This window comes from Rhizobium sp. UBA1881 (assembly GCF_002338015.1).
Classification (GTDB): domain Bacteria; phylum Pseudomonadota; class Alphaproteobacteria; order Rhizobiales; family Rhizobiaceae; genus Rhizobium.
Genome location: NZ_DDHH01000152.1, coordinates 7,956 through 27,269 on the forward strand (window position 1 = coordinate 7,956; position 19,314 = coordinate 27,269).

19 protein-coding genes, 1 tRNA gene and 1 riboswitch are annotated in these 19,314 nt (G+C 61.5%); of the genes, 7 read left to right on the top strand and 13 right to left on the bottom strand.

Features of this window, described 5'->3' with window-relative positions; translation table 11 throughout:
- A partial coding sequence (locus B3605_RS18210; RefSeq protein ID WP_296435424.1) for a glycosyltransferase family 2 protein occupies positions 1 to 871 on the top strand: 871 nt, incomplete at its 5' end.
- A 232-nt stretch (positions 872 to 1,103) separates the two neighbouring features.
- The gene (locus B3605_RS18215) at positions 1,104 to 3,116 is read left to right on the top strand and encodes a methyl-accepting chemotaxis protein (RefSeq protein WP_112941025.1); all 2,013 of its coding nucleotides are present in this window, start codon (positions 1,104 to 1,106) and stop codon (positions 3,114 to 3,116) included.
- 97 nt (positions 3,117 to 3,213) lie between these two features.
- Here B3605_RS18215 and B3605_RS18220 read toward each other — a convergent pair whose 3' ends face one another.
- Both B3605_RS18220 and B3605_RS18225 read right to left on the bottom strand, forming a co-directional pair.
- On the bottom strand, positions 3,214 to 3,402 hold the full coding sequence (locus B3605_RS18220) for a hypothetical protein (protein ID WP_018898317.1): 189 nt from the start codon (positions 3,400 to 3,402) through the stop codon (positions 3,214 to 3,216).
- A gap of 258 nt (positions 3,403 to 3,660) precedes the next feature.
- Positions 3,661 to 3,918, bottom strand: a complete 258-nt coding sequence (locus tag B3605_RS18225; protein ID WP_112940950.1) for a hypothetical protein — start codon at positions 3,916 to 3,918, stop codon at positions 3,661 to 3,663.
- 399 nt (positions 3,919 to 4,317) lie between these two features.
- Here B3605_RS18225 and B3605_RS18230 point away from each other — a divergent pair, with 399 nt between their 5' ends.
- Both B3605_RS18230 and B3605_RS18235 read left to right on the top strand, forming a co-directional pair.
- Positions 4,318 to 4,653: a helix-turn-helix domain-containing protein gene (locus B3605_RS18230; protein WP_112940952.1), complete on the top strand. Its 336-nt coding sequence runs from the start codon at positions 4,318 to 4,320 to the stop codon at positions 4,651 to 4,653.
- A gap of 61 nt (positions 4,654 to 4,714) precedes the next feature.
- Positions 4,715 to 5,230, top strand: coding sequence for an ImmA/IrrE family metallo-endopeptidase (locus B3605_RS18235; RefSeq protein WP_210208041.1), 516 nt, complete (start codon positions 4,715 to 4,717; stop codon positions 5,228 to 5,230).
- Positions 5,231 to 5,266: 36 nt separating this feature from the next.
- On the opposite strand, the gene B3605_RS18240 is transcribed toward B3605_RS18235, so the two are convergent.
- Together B3605_RS18240 and B3605_RS18245 are read right to left on the bottom strand one after the other, a co-directional pair.
- Positions 5,267 to 5,340 (bottom strand) — tRNA-Gly (locus B3605_RS18240).
- 69 nt (positions 5,341 to 5,409) lie between these two features.
- Positions 5,410 to 6,504 carry a 2'-deoxycytidine 5'-triphosphate deaminase gene (locus B3605_RS18245; protein WP_162725039.1) on the bottom strand — a complete coding sequence of 365 codons (1,095 nt, stop codon included), beginning with the start codon at positions 6,502 to 6,504 and terminating at the stop codon, positions 5,410 to 5,412.
- A gap of 73 nt (positions 6,505 to 6,577) precedes the next feature.
- Positions 6,578 to 6,656, top strand: a riboswitch (SAM riboswitch).
- 43 nt (positions 6,657 to 6,699) lie between these two features.
- Here B3605_RS18245 and B3605_RS18250 point away from each other — a divergent pair.
- Both B3605_RS18250 and apaG read left to right on the top strand, forming a co-directional pair.
- Positions 6,700 to 7,884 (top strand): O-succinylhomoserine sulfhydrylase, encoded by a 1,185-nt coding sequence (locus tag B3605_RS18250; protein ID WP_112940953.1) that lies wholly within the window; start codon positions 6,700 to 6,702, stop codon positions 7,882 to 7,884.
- 207 nt (positions 7,885 to 8,091) lie between these two features.
- On the top strand, positions 8,092 to 8,484 hold the full coding sequence (gene apaG / locus B3605_RS18255; RefSeq protein ID WP_026282968.1) for a Co2+/Mg2+ efflux protein ApaG: 393 nt from the start codon (positions 8,092 to 8,094) through the stop codon (positions 8,482 to 8,484).
- 63 nt (positions 8,485 to 8,547) lie between these two features.
- On the opposite strand, the gene B3605_RS18260 is transcribed toward apaG, so the two are convergent.
- The 3 genes from B3605_RS18260 to B3605_RS18270 all read right to left on the bottom strand — a co-directional run bounded on the left by B3605_RS18260 (position 8,548) and on the right by B3605_RS18270 (position 11,797).
- Entirely contained in the window at positions 8,548 to 9,543 is a 996-nt protein-coding gene (locus B3605_RS18260; protein ID WP_112940954.1) for an Hsp33 family molecular chaperone, read from the bottom strand.
- A gap of 92 nt (positions 9,544 to 9,635) precedes the next feature.
- On the bottom strand, positions 9,636 to 10,553 hold the full coding sequence (gene argF / locus B3605_RS18265) for an ornithine carbamoyltransferase (protein WP_026282967.1): 918 nt from the start codon (positions 10,551 to 10,553) through the stop codon (positions 9,636 to 9,638).
- Positions 10,554 to 10,600: 47 nt separating this feature from the next.
- Entirely contained in the window at positions 10,601 to 11,797 is a 1,197-nt protein-coding gene (locus B3605_RS18270; protein WP_112940955.1) for an aspartate aminotransferase family protein, read from the bottom strand.
- 427 nt (positions 11,798 to 12,224) lie between these two features.
- Between B3605_RS18270 and B3605_RS18275 the strand changes: the two genes are divergently transcribed.
- A complete protein-coding gene (locus tag B3605_RS18275; protein WP_112940956.1) occupies positions 12,225 to 12,770 on the top strand; it encodes a GcrA family cell cycle regulator in 546 nt (181 codons plus the stop codon).
- Positions 12,771 to 12,852: 82 nt separating this feature from the next.
- Here B3605_RS18275 and phoB read toward each other — a convergent pair whose 3' ends face one another.
- The 6 genes from phoB to B3605_RS18305 all read right to left on the bottom strand — a co-directional run bounded on the left by phoB (position 12,853) and on the right by B3605_RS18305 (position 19,148).
- The gene (gene phoB / locus B3605_RS18280) at positions 12,853 to 13,536 is read right to left on the bottom strand and encodes a phosphate regulon transcriptional regulator PhoB (RefSeq protein ID WP_018898307.1); all 684 of its coding nucleotides are present in this window, start codon (positions 13,534 to 13,536) and stop codon (positions 12,853 to 12,855) included.
- 36 nt (positions 13,537 to 13,572) lie between these two features.
- A complete protein-coding gene (phoU, locus tag B3605_RS18285) occupies positions 13,573 to 14,286 on the bottom strand; it encodes a phosphate signaling complex protein PhoU (RefSeq protein ID WP_018898306.1) in 714 nt (237 codons plus the stop codon).
- 43 nt (positions 14,287 to 14,329) lie between these two features.
- Positions 14,330 to 15,145, bottom strand: a complete 816-nt coding sequence (gene pstB, locus B3605_RS18290) for a phosphate ABC transporter ATP-binding protein PstB (protein WP_018898305.1) — start codon at positions 15,143 to 15,145, stop codon at positions 14,330 to 14,332.
- Positions 15,146 to 15,159: 14 nt separating this feature from the next.
- On the bottom strand, positions 15,160 to 16,482 hold the full coding sequence (pstA, locus tag B3605_RS18295) for a phosphate ABC transporter permease PstA (RefSeq protein WP_047507228.1): 1,323 nt from the start codon (positions 16,480 to 16,482) through the stop codon (positions 15,160 to 15,162).
- Positions 16,479 to 17,960: a phosphate ABC transporter permease subunit PstC gene (gene pstC / locus B3605_RS18300; protein ID WP_112940957.1), complete on the bottom strand. Its 1,482-nt coding sequence runs from the start codon at positions 17,958 to 17,960 to the stop codon at positions 16,479 to 16,481. The genes pstA and pstC overlap by 4 nt, the downstream gene beginning before the upstream one ends.
- A gap of 153 nt (positions 17,961 to 18,113) precedes the next feature.
- Positions 18,114 to 19,148 carry a substrate-binding domain-containing protein gene (locus tag B3605_RS18305; RefSeq protein WP_112940958.1) on the bottom strand — a complete coding sequence of 345 codons (1,035 nt, stop codon included), beginning with the start codon at positions 19,146 to 19,148 and terminating at the stop codon, positions 18,114 to 18,116.
- Positions 19,149 to 19,314: the final 166 nt, after the last annotated feature.

Below are 19,314 nucleotides of genomic sequence, written 5' to 3' on the forward strand. Positions count from 1 at the left end.
GGATAGGCCGCACCCCGACCAGTTGCGCGCGGCCTATGCGGGCTTCTGCGCCAGCCGCGATGATGTCGCCTGCCTGCAGGCGCCGCTGATCATCTCCAATGTCGGGAGCTCGTGGATCAGCGCCGCCTTTGCGCTCGAATACGCGGCGCTGTTTCGGCTGCTGCTTCCGATGCTTGCGAAGCACCGGTTGCCAATGCCGCTCGGCGGCACCTCAAACCATCTGCGTGTCGCCGATCTCAAGGCGTGCGGCGGGTGGGATCCCTATAACGTGACTGAAGATGCCGATCTCGGCCTGCGGCTCTACAGGCTCGGCTACCGCTGCGGCGTGATCGACTGCCCGACCTACGAGGACGCGCCGACGACGCGCAAGGTCTGGCTGAACCAGCGCACACGGTGGTTCAAGGGCTGGCTGCAGACGTGGCTGGTGATGATGCGCGCGCCCGGCACGCTTGTGCGCGAGATGGGGATCTGGCCGTTCCTCGTCTTCCAGGTGCTTGTTGGCGGCATGCTCGTCGCTTCGCTGACGCATCCATGGATGGTCATGCTGATCCTCACCACCGCCAGCTACATGATGCTCGGTTTCCCCGAAGCCGCCACCCTTGATGCGCTGCTGTTTCTGATCGACGTCGCCAACATGCTTGGAAGCTATGTCATCCTGCTGGTGCTCGGCCGGCGCGCCATGCTGCGTGACGAGAAGCGAAAGGTCGGCTGGCGCTGGGTCGCCCTTCCCCTTTACTGGATGATGATCTCGGGCGCTGCGTGGCGCGCGGTCTTCCAGCTGCATTTCAAGCCGTTCTTCTGGGACAAGACCCCGCATCTGCCGACGGTCTCCCCGCAACCGGTGCGCGCGGCCTCTGTCCCCTCGCCATGAGCCGGTCCACTTAAATTCTGTGGACCTCTGGATGTGTTAGTTTCGTCTTAAGCAATATGGATTCTAGTCGCGTTCGACGACACCGGTTCCTGACCGAATGCATGATGCGCCTGTCGAGCCTTAGCCGGCATCTCTCACGGCGCCACAAGCGCCAGCTCTGCCTTCGAAACCGCCTGTTCTTGAAAACGATCGTATCCGGCCATCTCCCTGGCCGCAGCCCATGGGCCCATTCATGCTGAAAAACTTCAAAATCCGCACCAAGATCATCTCGGTCGTTGCGCTTCTCGGCGTCATCGCGATCGGCGGTCTTGTCTATGTCGTCGAGGAATTCCGCGGCGCCGATGCCGCCTATAGCGCCTTCATCGACCATGAAGCGCTTGCGGCGATGCAGGCGTCTCGCGCCAGCGCGTCTGCCACCGCAGCCGTTCTGCAGGCAACCGTCGTCTCCGACCTCACCCCCGGCACGCCCGACTTCGACGCCGCGATCGCCGCACCCAGCAAGATGCCGCAAGCGCGCGAGCGCCTGCAGCAGGCGGCCGACCTCGTGCCGAACCGCAAGCCCGCGATCGACGAGATCATCGCCGGCATCGACGAGATGGACGCGCTCTCGAAAAAGGTGTTCGATCAGGCCAAGGCCGGCGACCGCACCGGTGCGCAGGCCACGGCGGCGGAGCTTAACGCCAAGCTCTCGATCGTCACGCCGAAGATGATCGCCAACAATGACGCGCTGATGGTTCAGCTCAACGATGGCGGCGACGCGCTTTCGGCCACGGTCAACAGCCGTATCCTTTCCTGTTTCGTGCTGATCGGGCTCGCCGTGCTTGCCGCGATCGGGCTCAGCATCTGGATTGCGCAGGCCGGCATTGCAGCGCCGATGGCCCGGCTTCGCCAGCGCATGACGCGGCTTGCCGAGGGCGAGACGGCAAGCGCCGTCGACGGCATGGACCGGCAGGACGAAGTGGGCGAGATGGCGGCCGCGGTCTCGATCTTCCGCGACAACGCCATCGAGCGCGTTCGCCTCGAGCGCGAGGCGGAGCGCAACCGCAATCTCACCGACAGCGAGCGGCGCGAAATCGAAGCGCAGCGCGCCACCGAGGCGGCCGATCTCTCGCGCACCGTCAGCGCGCTCGGCGACGGCCTGCGCAAGCTTGCCGCCGGCGACCTGATCTCGCAGATCAACACGCCGTTCGAAGGCAGCCTGGACAGCCTGCGCCAGGACTTCAACAACTCGATCTTCAAGCTCAACGAAACGATGCAGACCGTGGGCGACAACGCCCGCGCGATCACGGCCGGCGCCGGCGAGATCCGCTCGTCTGCCGACCAGCTTTCGCGCCGCACCGAGCAGCAGGCAGCCTCCGTCGAAGAGACGGCGGCGGCGCTGGAAGAGATCACCACCACGGTGAAGGATGCCGCGCGCCGGGCGGAAGAAGCGCGCACGCTGGTGTCGAAAACCCGCCACAGCGCAGAGCGGTCCGGCGAAGTCGTGCGCAAGGCGGTCAATGCCATGCAGCAGATCGAACAGTCCTCGGCATCGATCGGCAACATCATCGGCGTGATTGATGATATCGCCTTCCAGACCAATCTTCTCGCGCTGAACGCGGGCGTGGAAGCGGCACGCGCCGGTGAAGCGGGCAAGGGTTTCGCTGTTGTCGCGCAGGAAGTGCGCGAACTCGCGCAACGCTCCGCCAACGCCGCGCGCGAAATCCAGTCGCTGATCCTCACTTCAGGCAACCAGGTGAAATCGGGCGTTTCGCTGGTCGGCGAGACCGGCAAGGCGCTCGAAGAGATCGTGCATGAGGTGCAGGAGATCAACCAGCACGTCAACGCGATCGCCGAGGCCGCACGCGAGCAATCGATCGGGCTGCAAGAGATCAACACCGCGGTCAACACGATGGACCAGGGCACGCAGCAGAACGCCGCGATGGTGGAGGAAAGCACCGCCGCCAGCCATAAGCTCGCCACCGAGGCCGCCGCACTCAACACCCTGCTCGACCAGTTCAAGCTGACCGGCACCGGCGGCAGCACCGTGTCGTTCACGCCACGGGTGGTTCCGGACGCCAACGAGCCCCTGGCGCCGCGCCCGGCCAAGCCCGTCTTGACCCGCAAGGCACCGGTGCGGATCGCCACCTCGGGCGTTACGCGACCGACCTCCTCGCCGGCGCTCGCCCTCGGGCAGAAGCTCGCCAACGCCTTCGGCGGCACGTCTTCCGCCGACAAGAAGGACGACGACTGGACGGAGTTCTGAGCCGCCACAAGGCTCTCGCAAACATGAAATGGGCGGCTCAAGGCCGCCCATTTTCATTTCGGCAAATGCCGACTTTATCCGCTATGTGATCGATCTTTTAGACGAGACCGAGCGAAATCTCTTCAACCTTGCGACCACGACCATAATCGCGCTCGTAGGAAGAACGGCGGTCGCTGCGCTTGTACGCGGCAACGTCGAGTTCCGGCATATGGTAGCCATCCGCGTAGGTACCGGTGTCATCGGCGTCGACGACATCGCGCTTTGCGGTGAAGATCTTCAAGAGCATTTCGCTATTCCTCCTCGTGTGCGCCAGTAACGGCCAGAGCGCCGTCCAAGTTCCATGTACCGGAGAATAGTTAAAAATTAACCACGTTCATTAGGGATTCGTCAAGTACGCGGAAAGCGTTAGGGTGGGGGCAACGCCGGCGGTCGCGCTGCGATCGACTATGGCGTCAGGCAACAACGACGACACCGGATCTGAGCAATAAGAGTAGCCGACGCCACCGGGGCATTATCTTCACCAATGCAGAGATGCTGGTAAAGCTCAATTGATGGTGTACTTCTGCCATCGCACCATGTGAATCGGTACATGCGACATAAAATTCGCGATGTCTTGGCGTCCAAAGTAGGTCGGCCTACCTCGACTGTCCTGAGCAAACAAGACGACTGGAACGCCGAATATGGGAGTGAAGGTCCGCACGGCTCGTGCCGCCTCGATCTGATTGTGAACAATGTGGGGCTTTACTACGACTACTGCAAACGTCTGCCCCTGCTCGCGGATGATTGCACCTTGAATGCGCATCTGTAGCTCCTTTCAAACGTTGGAAGAAGATCGGGCCAATAGCTTGGCCCGATCTCCGTGTCGGCGCCATCACTTCTTATTTGGGCGCTGAGTAAGAGCCGATGCCGCTGCTGTTTTGGCGGCAGGACTGGAGTTGGGATTGCGGAGTACCTTAGCTGCAGCTGATGCGGCTTTGGCGCTAGTGACTTCCTTATTTGCCATTTCGGGCTTCGCTTTCTTTAGTTGCGTTTCAACGACGGGAATCCCCGATCCACATTTAACTTGACCGCAGAATCCAATCATGATTCGGTATGTTTCATAAGTTGGACGTTTCTCTTACGAAACATAATCCGTCTCACATATGAAACGATAGTGCGACTCGGATGGCGCGTCAACAATGAATCTCGACTTGGGACCACTATGAGCTTAGCTATTGAAAAGCTGGGAGAAATGATTTCCGCTCGCCGGGGCGCCGTCGGCGTCCGAGCCGCTGCCACCGAAATTGGCATTAGCCCGGCGACCCTTTCACGAATCGAAAATGGCAATGTTCCGGACCTTGCAACATTCGCAGCGATATGCAGATGGCTGGGCGAAGACCCTGCAACATTTCTAGGGATGCAGCCCAGCGGCGAAGAAGCTCAACCGGCAAGCGTTCATCTTCGTAAAAAGAAAACTCTGTCTATTGATACGGCCGTGGCGCTGGGAGGTATGATAGTTGCGGCCCAGCAGGCGTTGCGGGACCGCGAGAACCTTTAGCGAAATGCGCCATGGTTTTAAATCTCAAGCCGAGAGACTCTCGTTAGCTCACCGACAGAAATTGAAGCTGTCTGCTTTCGACCGGATCGACGCCAAACAATTCCTTGAGTCCCTTGGCTTCGTGGTTTGGTCACCACTTGAAGTTCCTGGAATAGCGGCTGATCACCTAAATCAATTGACGTCGATTGACCCAGATAGTTGGTCGGGCGTCACGATTCGAGAAGGTGGCGCGACCGCGGTTATTATAAACAACATTCATCCGCCTGCCAGGCAGGCGAATACCATGATGCATGAATGGGCACATATAGAACTGCGCCACAAGCCTAACAGGGTTGATCGTTCAGACGCCGGTTTGTTGTTGCTAAGCGACTATCCTGCAGAATTCGAGGATGAGGCCGACTGGCTTGCGGGAGCAATTCTTGCACCAAGAGACGGCCTGATGCGTTTTAGAACGAGCGGAATGACCCCAGACGAAATCGCCCTGCATTACGGAATCAGCATAGAGCTAACAAATTGGCGTTTGCGGATGACTGGTATCGAAAAGCAGATGTACGCGAGAAGGCAACTCGGAAGATAGTCTACTTATTGCAGCCTCGAGACATACTTAGATAGCTGGAGCGGGTGAAGGGAATCGAACCCTCGTATTCAGCTTGGGAAGCTGCTGCTCTACCATTGAGCTACACCCGCGTTACGCGCAGATTTCCAACAGATGGCGGTCGGTGTCAAGCGGCGTTGGCGACTTCAGCGTGAGGCTGTTCATATCCGGAAGTGCTTGGAGAGCTTGAGGCCTTGAGCCTGGTAGTTGGAGCCGAGGCCGGTGCCGTAGAGGCTTTCGGGGTGTTCCTGCATGTGCTCGTAGACCAGGCGGCCGACGATCTGGCCGTCTTCGAGGATGAAGGGGACCTCGTGGCTGCGCACTTCAAGGACGGCGCGGCTGCCGCGGCCGCCGGCGGGGGCGTGGCCGAAGCCGGGGTCGAAGAAGCCGGCGTAGTGGACGCGGAATTCGCCGACCAGCGGGTCGAAGGGCGTCATCTCGGCGGCGTAATGCGGGGGCACGTGGACCGCTTCGCGCGAGACGAGGATGTAGAACTCATCGGGATCGAGGATCAGTTCGTTGCGACCGCGGCTGTAGATCGGCTCCCAGAAATCGAAGATATCGTGCTGGGCCTTCTTGTCGACGTCGACGACCGCCGTGTGGTGCTTGCCGCGATAGCCGATCAGGCCGTCCTTGTCGCCGGCGAGATCGATCGACAGTGCGATGCCGCCACCCGAGACGTTGGGCCTGGCGCTGGCGACCAGCGTCTCGGCATCGTGCAGCGCCAGCAGTTCCGGCTCGCCGAGCAGCGACTGGCCGATGCGGAAGCGGATTTGCGACAGGCGCGAGCCGCGACGCACGACGATCGGGAAGGTGCGCGGCGAGATTTCGAGATAGAGCGGGCCGGAATAGCCGGCCGGGATCTTGTCGAATTCCTGCGCGTAATCGGTGATGACGCGGGTGAAGATATCGAGGCGGCCGGTCGAGCTTTTCGGGTTGGCCGAGGCCGACATGTCGGCCGGAAGATCGAGGCGCTCCATGAGCGGGACGATGTAGACGCAGCCGGTTTCGAGCACCGCGCCTTCCGAGAGGTCGACGACATGCAGGCTCAATCGGTCGAGCTTGTCGGAGACGAGGCTGTTCGGACCCGGCATGAAGCTGGCGCGGACGCGGAAGGCCTTGGCACCGAGACGCAGATCAAGGCTCGCCGGCTGGATCTGGTCGCTGTCGAGCTCGCGCTCCGCGACGAGGCGCCCCGTCTCGAACAACGCGGCAATCGCGCGGTCTGCCAATATTCCTGTTTCGCGAGCCATCATGCCCCATCCATAATTTGCCGCAGACAAAACCAAAATCGAGGAATTGACGCAAGCGCGCAACAGCAGTATTGCAGCTTTATCCCGTGGTGATTTGGCCGGTCGGCTTGCAGCCACGTTAAACAAGTGGCTAAATAGACCGGGTTGAAACCGGTCTGCATTTGCGGCCGGTTTTTTTGTGTTCGAAAGTGGTGATTCATGAGCAAGACTTGGCGCCCGGCAACCCAACTGGTCCACGGCGGAACGCTGCGCTCGCAGTATAGCGAGACCTCCGAGGCGATCTACCTCACGCAAGGGTTTGTCTACGATACAGCGGAAGCCGCCGAGGCGCGCTTCAAGGGAGAGACCGAGGGCTATATTTACGCCCGCTACGGCAGCCCGACCAACGACATGTTCGAAAAGCGCATGTGCGCGATGGAAGGTGCGGAAGAAGCCCGCGCCACCGCATCGGGCATGGCAGCCGTCGCAGCCGCCATCCTCTGCCAGGTGAAGGCCGGCGATCATATCGTGGCCGCCCGCGCGCTCTTCGGCTCCTGCCGCTGGGTTGTCGAGACGCTGGCGCCGAAGTACGGCATCGAGTGCACGCTGGTCGACGGCCGCTATCTTGAGAACTGGGAAAAGGCGATCCGCCCGAACACCAAGGTGTTCTTCCTGGAAAGCCCGACCAACCCGACGCTCGAAGTGGTCGATATCGCCGGCGTTGCCAAGCTCGCCAACCAGATCGGCGCCAAGGTCGTGGTCGACAACGTCTTCGCGACGCCGATCTTCCAGAAGCCGCTGGAACTCGGCGCCCATATCGTCGTCTATTCCGCAACCAAGCATATCGACGGCCAGGGCCGCAGCCTCGGCGGCGTGATCCTCTCGGATACGGAGTGGGTCAACGAGCATCTGCAAGACTATTATCGCCACACCGGCCCGGCCATGTCGCCGTTCACGGCGTGGACGCTGCTGAAGGGTCTCGAGACGCTGCCGCTGCGCGTCAAGCAGCAGACCGAGAACGCCGGCAAGATCGCCGACTTCCTGGCCGAGCAGAAGCAGGTCGCCAAGGTGATCTATCCCGGCCGCAAGGACCATCCGCAGGCCGATATCGTCGCCAAGCAGATGAAGGGTGGCTCGACGCTGGTGGCGATCGAACTCAAGGGCGGCAAGGAAGCGGCGTTCGCGCTGCAGAACGCGCTCGAGATCGTTAAGATCTCCAACAATCTCGGCGATGCGAAGAGCCTGATCACGCATCCGGCGACGACCACGCACAAGAACCTGACGGACGAGGCCCGCGCCGAACTCGGCATTTCGCCCGGCACCGTGCGCCTGTCGGCTGGTATCGAGGATACCGACGACCTGATCGAGGATTTCGCGCAGGCGCTCTCCAAGATCAAGGCCTGATCAAGAATAGCCGGCCGGGTCGATGTGATCCGGCCGGCATTTAAACGGGCATTTCTGCAATTTACTCGCGCTGAGCGGGAGCTGCATTAGTCTTAACGCGCGAATTTTTCGCGCTTACAGCCAATTGATTGCGGATTCCGGCCTGGTTTATTGACCTGCCGCACCTCTTATAAGATACCAGTAAGGTATTCTTATTATGGTGTAGGCATGTACCGCGCCCTGACACGAGATATTGAAGTGGTGGTCGAGCCCTTTTACCTGGAGGAGCAATCCGACCCGGACGACGACCGCTATGTGTGGGGCTACCGCATCGTCATCAGCAACAATTCGGACCTTACGGTACGCCTCGTCAACCGCTATTGGAACATTACCGACCAGAACGGCGTCGTCGACGAAGTGAGCGGCGCGGGCGTTGTCGGCGAACAGCCGACGCTTAGCCCCGGTGATACCTACGAATATTCATCGGGCTGCCCGCTCGATACGCCATCGGGCCTGATGTTCGGCCATTACCAGATGGAAACCGATAAAGGCGAGGTCTTCCAGGTGGAAATCCCCGCCTTCTCTCTTGATTCACCCGGCCTGCTCAGAGTGCTGAACTAACCTTTTTTTGTCGCATGTCGGTGCCGCAAAACCGCTGCACACTTTTGCACGACATGCTTCGGGTTACTCAGCCGCCTGCGCAAGCTCTTCGGCCTCGAAACGATAGGTCGTCGAGCAGAATTCGCAGGTGACCGCGATCTTGCCCTCTTCCTGACTCGCTTCGATCTCCTCGGCGGAGAAGCCCTTGAGCACGCCCTTGATCTTCTCGCGCGAGCAGGAGCAGCGGTCGAACACTTCGCGCGGCTCGTAGACGCGCACGCCGCGCTCATGGAACAGCCGGAACAGCAGGCGTTCGACACCGACCTGCGGATCGGTCAGCTCGTCGGCGTCGATGGTCTCCACCAGCGAACGCGCTTCGGCCCATGCATCGTCTTCCGCATGCTGGACGGTACCTTCGTCGCCATCGCCACCATGCAGGTCGGCCTGGCGCATGCGCTCGGGCGCTTCCGGCAGAAACTGGGCAACGAGGCCCCCTGCCCGCCAGCGATGACGCGGCTTGCCGGCTTCGTCGCGGTCGAACAGTTCGGCGGCGGCGAGGCGCACGCGCGTCGGGATCTGTTCCGACTGGCGGAAGTAGGTGCCGGCAATGTCTTCCAGCGTAGCACCGTCGAGCGCGACGATGCCCTGGTAAGGCTGGCTGAACTTGCCCTGGTCGATGGTGAACGCCAACATGCCCTTGCCGAGCAACTGCTCGGGTTCGGCGCGACCGGCGGCAACCGCCTCGTCCAGAAGCGTCTGGTCAAAGCGGGCGTAGGCGCGCACGTTCTCGGGCGTCGAGAAGTCGGCGACAAGCAGATCGACCGGGCCGTCGCTCTTCGTCTGCACGGTGAACTTGCCTTCGAACTTCAGCGACGTGCCAAGCAGCACCGTCAGCGCGATGACTTCGGCCAGCAGGCGGGCGACGGGCGCGGGATAGTTGTGGCGATCGAGGATCGCATCCAGCATCGGGCCGAGCTGGACGGCGCGACCGCGCACATCCAGGCCTTCCACCTGAAACGGAACGACATGATCATCACCGGCGAAATCGAATTCGCCGAGAGTGGCTGCAGCTTCTGCCATGGTCTTCTCCTAGTCTGAGGGCAGCGGACGAGCCCGTCCATCCGCCAGCGCGGCCACGGGCCTGTCCGGCCCGATGTGGCCTCCAGTATGGTTCAGATCGCGCCCAGGCACCAAGCAAGAATCGACTTCTGCGCATGAAGACGGTTTTCCGCTTCATCGAAGACCACGGATTGCGGGCCGTCGATCACTTCGTCGGTAACTTCCTCACCACGATGGGCCGGCAGGCAATGCATGAACAATGCATCCTTGTCGGCCTGTGCCATCAAAGCCGAATTGACCTGATAAGGCTGGAAGACGTTGTGACCCCGGGCCCGATGTTCCTGATTCATGGAGACCCAGGTATCGGTCACCACGCAATCGGCGCCGGCGACCGCACGGTCTGCATCATGGCTCAGCATGATCTCGGCACCCTCATTGCGGGCCCAGTTCAGATAGTGATCCTTCGGCTCGGAACCAAGGGGTACCGCCATGTTCATGCGATAGCCGAAACGGGCAGCGCCTTCGACCAGCGAATGCAGCACGTTGTTACCATCGCCCATCCAGGCGATCGTCTTGCCCTTGATGGGGCCGCGATGCTCTTCGAAGGTCATGATATCGGCCATGATCTGGCAGGGATGGGTATCATCCGTCAGCGCGTTGATGACGGGGACGGTCGCGTGTTCGGCGAGCTCCAGCATGCGCGCATGGTCGGTGGTGCGGATCATGATCGCGTCGACATAGCGCGACAGGACCTTGGCAGTGTCGCCAATCGTCTCTGCGCGGCCGAGCTGCATTTCGGTGCCCGAGAGGAACAGCGTTTCGCCGCCGAGCTGGCGCATGCCGACGTCGAAGGAGACGCGCGTGCGGGTCGAGGGCTTTTCGAAGATCATCGCCAGCATCTTGCCTGCCAGCGGCTTGTCGCCCTGGCCGGCCTTGAAGGCCTGCTTGCGGGTCTTGGCGTCATCCATGATGACCCTGAGGTCGGAGGAGGTTACCGCGGAGAGATCGAGAAAGTGTTTTGGGGAAGCCATCTGTCCTTAACCTGTTACGCCCGCCATCCGGCCGGGCATCCATCCATTCAAGCCGTCTTCTTTGCCTTGGCGCGCACGCTCTCGGCGGCGCGTTCGAGACGCGCGAGGCCTTCGCGGGCTTCGTCAGCGGTGACGACGAGCGGAGGAAGCAAACGGATGACGTTGTCGCCGGCCGGAATGGCCAGCAGGTTGGCAGCGCGGATGGCCTGCAGGAGCTCAGTCGACGGAACGGCCGCCTTGACGCCGAGCATAAGGCCTTCGCCGCGGATGTCCTCGATCACATCGGGGAAACGATCCTTCAGCGATGCGAGGCCCTGACGGAAGACGAGCGCGACGTCATTGACGTGGCGCAGGAAGCCTTCCTCGAGGAGGACATCGAGCACGGCATTGCCGACGGCCATGGCGAGCGGGTTGCCGCCATAGGTCGAGCCATGGGTGCCGGCCTTCATGCCGGAGGCTGCTTCAGCTGTTGCAAGGCAGGCGCCGAGCGGGAAACCACCGCCGATGCCCTTGGCGACCGCCATGATGTCGGGCGTGACGCCGGACCATTCATGCGCGAAGAGCTTGCCGGTGCGGCCAACGCCGGACTGAACCTCGTCGAGGATCAGAAGCAGGCCGTGTTCGTCGCAGAGCTGGCGCAGCGCCTTCATGAATTCCGTGGTTGCCGGGCGGATACCGCCCTCGCCCTGTACCGGCTCGATCAGGATACCGGCCGTGGCATCGGTGATGGCGGCACGGACGGCTTCGATATCGCCGAAGGGCACCTGGTCGAAACCGGGCGTCTTGGGGCCGAAGCCTTCGAGATACTTTTCCTGGCCGCCGGCGGCGATCGTTGCCAGCGTGCGGCCGTGGAAGGCGCCTTCGAAGGTGATGATGTGGAAGCGCTCGGGATGGCCCTTCGAATACTGGTAGCGGCGCGCGGTCTTGATCGCGCACTCCAGAGCCTCGGCGCCGGAATTGGTGAAGAACACCTTATCCGCGAAGGTTGCATCCGTCAGCCGCTTGGCGAAGCGCTCCTGGCCGGGGATCTCGTAAATGTTGGAAAGGTGCCAGACCTTCTCGGCCTGATCCTTCAGCGCGCCGACGACGTGCGGGTGGCTATGGCCGACGGAGGTCACGGCAACGCCCGCGCCGAAATCGAGATATCGCTCACCAGTTTCGGTGATCAGCCACACGCCCTCTCCTCGCTCGAACCGCAGCGGGGCACGAGAGTAGGTATCATAAAGCGGCGCGGCTTCAGCCATGGCGCGATCTCCTGTCATTCGCTCAACAATGGCCCGGACTCCGGCTAAAAAGCGGGTGCCCGGAAATGAAAAATGCCGCCTTTCGGCGGCGAGGGGCACTATTGTCTTTTCGCAGTGCGATGTCAACAAAACTGAGCTTTTGTCGCATGCGTCAAGCAAGCATCGGGGCGCCGGCGAGCTATCAACAGCTAATGTTGCAGAAATGACTCTACCACCCAGCAAGTTGGGGAAAACCGAGAAATCGATTCGCCGCGATTCAACCGACTCTTGTCACGGAGTCGCCCTCACTCTAGGTTAAAACTCAATTACTAGACTGCATGCGGCGGAACTAGTCACCAAAATCGAGCAAGCGTTTCTTGGTCCGGACACGTCCGCGCCATGGGTGAAGGATTCTGCCTACACCAACGCAATAAGGCGGAGACAGGGCATGAACTGGACAGACGAGCGCGTTGAGAGACTGAAGAAGCTTTGGGCCGAAGGCCTGAGCGCCAGCCAGATTGCGGCACAACTTGGCGGTGTAAGCCGCAACGCCGTCATCGGCAAGGTCCACCGCCTGAACCTGCCTGGCCGCGCCAAGGCCGGCGGCACGACCACGGCGACGCGGGCACCGAAGCGCCCGGCGGTTTCGACCCCGCGCCCCGCCAACAGCTTCAATTCCGCACGCATCTCGCCAAGCCGCGCCGTTGCCCGCCCGCAGGGCGCAGTGGCTCTCAAGGAAGAGATGGACATCGATGCGATCGAGGAAGTCCGTTACCGTCCGGCTTCCAACGTTGTCGTTCCGATCTCGCGCCGCCTAGGCCTCACGGAACTGACCGAGCGTACGTGCAAGTGGCCGGTCGGCGATCCGCTGACGGATGACTTCCACTTCTGCGGCTGCGAGTCCCCTGACAACTCGCCGTACTGCACCTATCACCAGCGCATGGCCTACCAGCCGGTCAACGAGCGCCGCAAGGCCGCCAACCGGGTCGCATGACCCGGAAAGCCGGATAAGGAACACAAGAAAACGGGCCCTCGCGGGGCCCGTTTTTCGTTGGACCGGATGAAATGGAAGCGTCTTACGCTTCCATCGAATAACCAGCGCCGCGAACGGTGCGGATGACATCCTGCATGTTCGAGAAGTTGAGCGCCTTGCGCAGGCGGCCGACGTGAACGTCGACGGTGCGCTCGTCGACATAGATGTCATGGCCCCAGACGCCATCGAGCAGCTGCGAGCGGGAGAAGACGCGGCCCGGCGACGACATCAAGAATTCCAGTAGGCGGAATTCGGTCGGTCCGAGGCGGACTTCGCGGCTCTTGCGGTGAACGCGGTGGGTTTCGCGATCGAGTTCGATATCGCCGCACTTCAGCAGCGAGGACAGCACTTCCGGCTTGGCGCGGCGCAGCATCGCCTTGACGCGGGCAACGAGCTCAGGTGTCGAGAACGGCTTGACGACATAGTCGTCGGCGCCGGTCGACAGGCCGCGAACACGTTCGCTTTCCTCGCCACGGGCGGTCAGCATGATGATCGGCAGGCGCTCCGTCTCCGGGCGCATGCGCAGGCGACGGCAGAGCTCGATGCCGGATACGCCGGGCAGCATCCAATCGAGGATCAAAAGGTCAGGCGTGCGTTCCTGCAGCCGGATCTCGGCCTCGTCACCGCGAAGGATGGTATCGACTTCGAAGCCTTCGGCCTCAAGGTTATAGCGAAGAAGCACGCTCAGTGCTTCTTCGTCTTCAACGACTGCTACTCTTGGGATCATTCGTCTCGGTCTCCTGGGGGCGTGGGTCCGGAACGCTTATTCCGTGACCGCGCCGACGGTGTTGGCGGTGTCGTCCTTCGGACGCTCGCCTTCCGGCTGGGCGCCGGTAGCCATGTAGTAGATGGTCTCTGCGATGTTGGTGGCGTGGTCGCCGATGCGCTCGATGTTCTTGGCGCAGAACAGGAGATGCGTGCAGCTGGTGATGTTGCGCGGATCTTCCATCATGTAGGTCAGCATCTCGCGGAACAGCGAGGTGTACATCGCGTCGATTTCCTCGTCGCGCTCTCGGATCGACTTGGCACGATCTGCAACGCGGCTGGTGTAGACGTCGAGAACCTCCTTGAGCTGGACGAGTGCCAGTTCGGAGAGATGCTCGAGGCCACGGGCGAGCTTGCGCGGAACGCCGGTGCTCTGAACAGCGATGACGCGCTTGGCGGTGTTCTTGCCGAGATCGCCGACGCGCTCGAGATCGGCCGCGATGCGGATCGAACCCATGATTTCGCGAAGGTCGGCGGCCATCGGCTGGCGGCGGGCGATGGTGATGATCGCCTTTTCGCCGATCTCGCGCTCGGCGTGATCGAGGATCACGTCGTCGGAGATGACCTTCTGGGCGAGCGAAGTGTCGCCGTTGACGAGCGCGCGAACAGCGTCGCCGACCATCTGTTCCGCGAGGCCGCCCATTTCGGATATGCGGCGCGTCAGGAACTTGAGATCATCGTCGTAGGCGGAATAGATATGTGTCGATGCCATGGGGCTTATCCTTGAATGTCCTGAGGTTTACCGGTTTCGGAGATCAGCCGAAGCGGCCCATGATGTAATCCTGGGTGCGCGGATCATCCGGGTTGGTGAACATCTTGTCGGTATCGTTCTCCTCGACGAGGTTGCCGAGGTGGAACATGGCGGTGCGCTGCGAAACGCGGGCTGCCTGCTGCATCGAGTGCGTGACGATGACGATCGTGTAGGCTTCGCGCAGCTCGTGGATGAGCTCCTCGACCTTGGCGGTCGCGATCGGGTCGAGCGCCGAGCAGGGCTCGTCCATCAGGATGACTTCGGGGCTGACGGCAATCGCACGCGCGATGCACAGACGCTGCTGCTGGCCGCCCGAAAGGCCGGTGCCGCCTTCATGCACGCGGTCCTTGACTTCGTTCCACAGGCCGGCGCGCTGCAGGCTCTGCTCGACGATGACGTCCATGTCGGCCTTCGCCTTGGCGAGACCGTGGATGCGCGGGCCGTAGGCGACGTTTTCGTAGATCGACTTCGGGAACGGGTTCGGCTTCTGGAACACCATGCCGACGCGGGCGCGCAGTTCGACGACGTCGATATCCGGATCGTAGATATCATCGCCATCGAGCGTGATCTTGCCGGTGACGCGGCAGTTGTCGATCGTGTCGTTCATGCGGTTCAGGCTGCGCAGGAAGGTGGACTTGCCGCAGCCCGACGGACCGATGAGAGCCGTCACGGTGTTTTCGCGGATGTTCAGCTTCACGTCGAAAAGCGCGCGCTTTTCGCCGTAATAAACCGAGACGTCCTGGCCGATCATTTTATACGGAATGGTATTCATCTTCTGGTCTAGCGCCTTCTCAACTGCTGCTTCCGTCAACATGTTCATGATGTTTACTCCGTTTACCAGCGGCGCTCAAAGCGACGACGCAAGAGGATGGCTCCGAGGTTCATGACGATCAGGAACAGGAGCAGGACGATGATGGCGCCAGACGTGCGCTCGACAAAGGCGCGTTCGGCTTCGTTTGCCCACATGTAAACCTGCACTGGCAGAGCCGTGGAGGGATCCATCGGGGTGGCAGGCGCATTGGCAACGAAGGCGACCATGCCGATCAGGAGCAGCGGCGCGGTTTCACCGAGCGCGTGCGCCAGACCGATGATGGTGCCGGTCAGGATGCCAGGCATTGCCAGCGGCAGAACGTGGTGGAACACCATCTGCATCTTCGAAGCCCCGAGGCCGAGAGCGGCCGCGCGGATCGAAGGGGGCACAGCGCGCAGTGCCGCGCGGGTGGCGATGATGATGGTCGGCAGCGTCATCAGCGTCAGCACCAGACCGCCGACCAGCGACGCGGAGCGCGGCAGGCCTGCGAAGTTGATGAAGACGGCGAGACCGAGCAGACCGTAGACGATCGAAGGAACGGCCGCGAGGTTGTTGATGTTGACCTCGATCAGGTCGGTCAGCTTGTTCTTCGGCGCGAACTCTTCGAGATAGATCGAAGCGGCAACACCGATCGGCAGCGACAGGGCAAGAACGATCAACATCAGGTAGAGCGAGCCGATGAGGGCGACGCCCAGACCTGCGGCTTCCGGACGGCTGGAGTTGCCGTTGACGAAGAGGCCGGTGTTGAACTCCTTGTGGAGCGTGCCGCTGGCGGCCATCTGCTGCATCCAGCCGACCTGGCGGTCGTTGACCTTGCGGTTCTTCTCGTCAACCGTCAGGTCGATCTGGCCCTTGTTGGCCGAGTCGACATTGGCGTCGGCGAGAAGCGTGACGTTGACCGTCTTGCCGATGAGCGACGGATCGGCGACGACCATGTCGCGGAGCACGATCGGCGCACCCTTGGAGATCATCGCGGTGGCATCACGCGTTTCCGGACGGCTCTGGGCGTTGATGCCGAGCGTCTTGACCATGGCGTCGCGGATCAGCACCGGATAGTTGGCGGCGATCAGCACCGAGGGGTCGGTGGCACGCTTGTTGTTGGGGTCGAGCACCTTTTCGGAGAACTCGATCGGCAGGGTGATCGAGGTCTGCGCGAAGGCCGTGTAGCCCTGACGGATAACCGTCGTGAGCAGGATGGCCAGGAAGATCAGACCGAAGGAGATGGCAGCGATGCCATAGGCCTGGAAGCGGCGTTCGGCGGCGTAGCGACGCTTGATGCCGATGTCGCGGCGGGCCGGCGCCTTGGAGACGACGACGCCCTGTCCGGAGGAAACAACGTCCGTCATTCGTACTGCTCCCGGTATTTGCGCACAATGAAGAGCGCGTAGATGTTAAGGCAAAGCGTGATGAAGAACAGCGTGATGCCAAGCGCGAAGGCAACCAGCGTCTGCGGCGAGGTGAACTCAAGGTCACCCGTCAGCTGGTTGACGATCTTGACCGTCACCGTCGTCATCGGCTCGAAAGGGTTGATCTGGATGCGGGCTGCAACACCGGCTGCAAGCACGACGATCATGGTCTCGCCGATGGCACGCGAAGCGGTCATCAGAAGAGCGCCGACGATACCCGGCAGGGCGGCGGGGAGAACGACCTTCTTGATCGTTTCCGAACGCGTGGCACCGAGACCGAGCGAACCGTCACGCAGAGCGCGCGGCACGGCGGTGATGATGTCGTCGGAGAGCGAGGAGACGTATGGGATCAGCATGATGCCCATGACGATACCGGCGGTCAGAACGCTCTGTGCCTGGATGAAGTTGCTGTAGTCGCCGGTCAGAAGGCCGTTCACCTGGGACGAGAGGTCGCGCAGGAAGGGGCCGACGGTGACGAGGGCGAAGAAGCCGTAGACGATGGTCGGGATACCGGCCAGGACTTCGAGCAGCGGCTTGGCGATACCGCGAACCTTCGGAGCCGCGTATTCCGCCATGTAGATGGCCGCGAAGAGACCGACCGGAACGGCGACCAGCATGGCGACGAAGCCGATGTAGAGCGTGCCGAGCAGCAGCGGGATGAGACCGAACTGGCCGAAGGACGAGCTGCCGGCGCCGGCAAAGCGCGGATCCCAGACCGTGCCGAAGAAGAAGTCGGCGGCCGGAACTTCAGCGAAGAAGTGGGCCGCTTCCGTCAGCATCGACATGACGATGCCGACAGTGGTCAGGATGGCGATGGAGGATGCAAGCAGCAGACCCCAGAGCATAACGCGCTCGACGCGGTTGCGGGCCCGGAAACGGGGAGCGACTTCGCGCAGGGCATAAAAGCCACCGGCGACGCCGAGTGCCAGAACGACCAGCGTCATGATCAAGCGGCTGATGCCGCTCTCGGTGTTCAGCTTCTGCGCGCCTTCGATCATGTAAGGCTGCGGCACGCCGGCGAGCGGAACGCCCTTGGCAGCGAGCTTGGCCTGGAGACCGGCGGGATCGCCGACGCCTGCGGCAACGTCTTCGCTCGCGAGCAGCGGCAGACCGCGGGCGATGGCGCTGACCATGCCGTAGTTCAGGTTCTGCTGAGCGGCCGGCTGAGCCTTTACGTCTTCAGGAAAACCGCCGCGAACGGAGGACTCGATAATGGAGGGGCTGATGGCAAGCCAGGCGCACAGAACGATGAGCGCAGGCAGGATAGCCCAGATTGCGGCATAGGCACCGTAGTAGCCAGGCCGGGAGTGCAGTGCCGAGGATTTACCTCCGGCAAGCGCCGTCGCGCGGCTGCGTGCTGCCACAAAGGCAACCGCGCCAAGCACAACGAGGCACAAGAGTAAGACGGATGTACTCATTCGTTAAGGTCCCCCAGGCCCTCGGCCCCCAAGAGCGAAACGGCGCTTCGGCCATCTCGGCTTCCAATCATGGAGTAGTTCAGCTTCACCGCTCCCGTAGAGCGGACAAAGGCGATGCCGGCGCGACCCTTTGGATCGCGCCGGCAAAGATTATTACATGGTCTTGCCGTCTTCGACTGCCTTGCGGGTCGCTTCGCGCTCAGCGTCCGGAGCAGCAACCAGGCCGTACTCGACGAGCGGGCTGTCAGGGCCAACCATCTGGTCGGATACGAAGAAGTTTACGTATTCCTTCAGGCCCGGGATAACGCCCAGGTGAGCCTTCTTCACGTAGAAGAACAGCGGACGGGAAACCGGGTAGGTGCCGTCAGCGATCGTTTCCGGGCTCGGAACGATACCCTTGACGGTAGCGACCTTCAGCTTGTCAGCGTTATTTTCGTAGAAGGAGAGGCCGAATACGCCAACACCGGTCTTGTTGGCAGCGATGCGTGCCAGCGTTTCCGGATAGTCGCCGTCGATGTCGACTGCAGCGCCGTCCTTACGAACTGCAACGCAAGCCTTGCTCTGGGCAGCCTTGTCAGCGATTTCCTTGGAGATCACTTCGAGAGCGCCGCTATCCTTGCAGCCAGCAGCGAGAACGTTCAGTTCGAACACTTCGCGGGTGCCGTGCTTTTCGCCGGGGATGTAGGCAGCGATATCAACAGCCGGGAGCTTCGAGTTGACTTCAGACCACTTCTTGTAGGGGTTTGCGACGAGCTTGCCGTCGACAACAACCTGAGCGGCGAGAGCCTTGTAGAGGTCGGCCGGCTCGTAAGCGACGTCAGGGTTGGACGAGTCGGTTGCGAAGACGATGCCGTCGTAGCCGATCTTGACTTCCTGGATGTCGGTAACGCCGGCGGTCTTGCAGGCTTCCAGTTCCTTGGCGTTGATCGGACGCGAAGCGTTGGCAACGTCGATCGTGTCAGGGCCTACGCCCTTGCAGAATTCCTTGAGGCCAGCGCCCGTACCACCGGATTCAACGACCGGCGTCTTGAAGTCCTTGAAGGTTTCGCCGAAGGTTTCGGCAACGATCTTGGCGTAAGGCAGAACGGTGGACGAACCACTGACCTGGACCTGGTCGCGAGCAACAGCCGCGCCTGCGAAAGCGGCGGAAGCAGCAAGTGCAGCGACCGTGAGTTTAAAAGCGTTCATAATAGTCTCCCGGGCTTATAACTGTCTGGGTGGGGCCTGAACGGCCCTTTGACGGTGCCGTCTCTGTCAGCGGCACGCATTCTTTAGCCTCTGATGACAAGAGCTTTTATGTCAGTTCAGTGAAACATTTATGACAGTCTATGCAATTGAAATGCATAGATAAAAT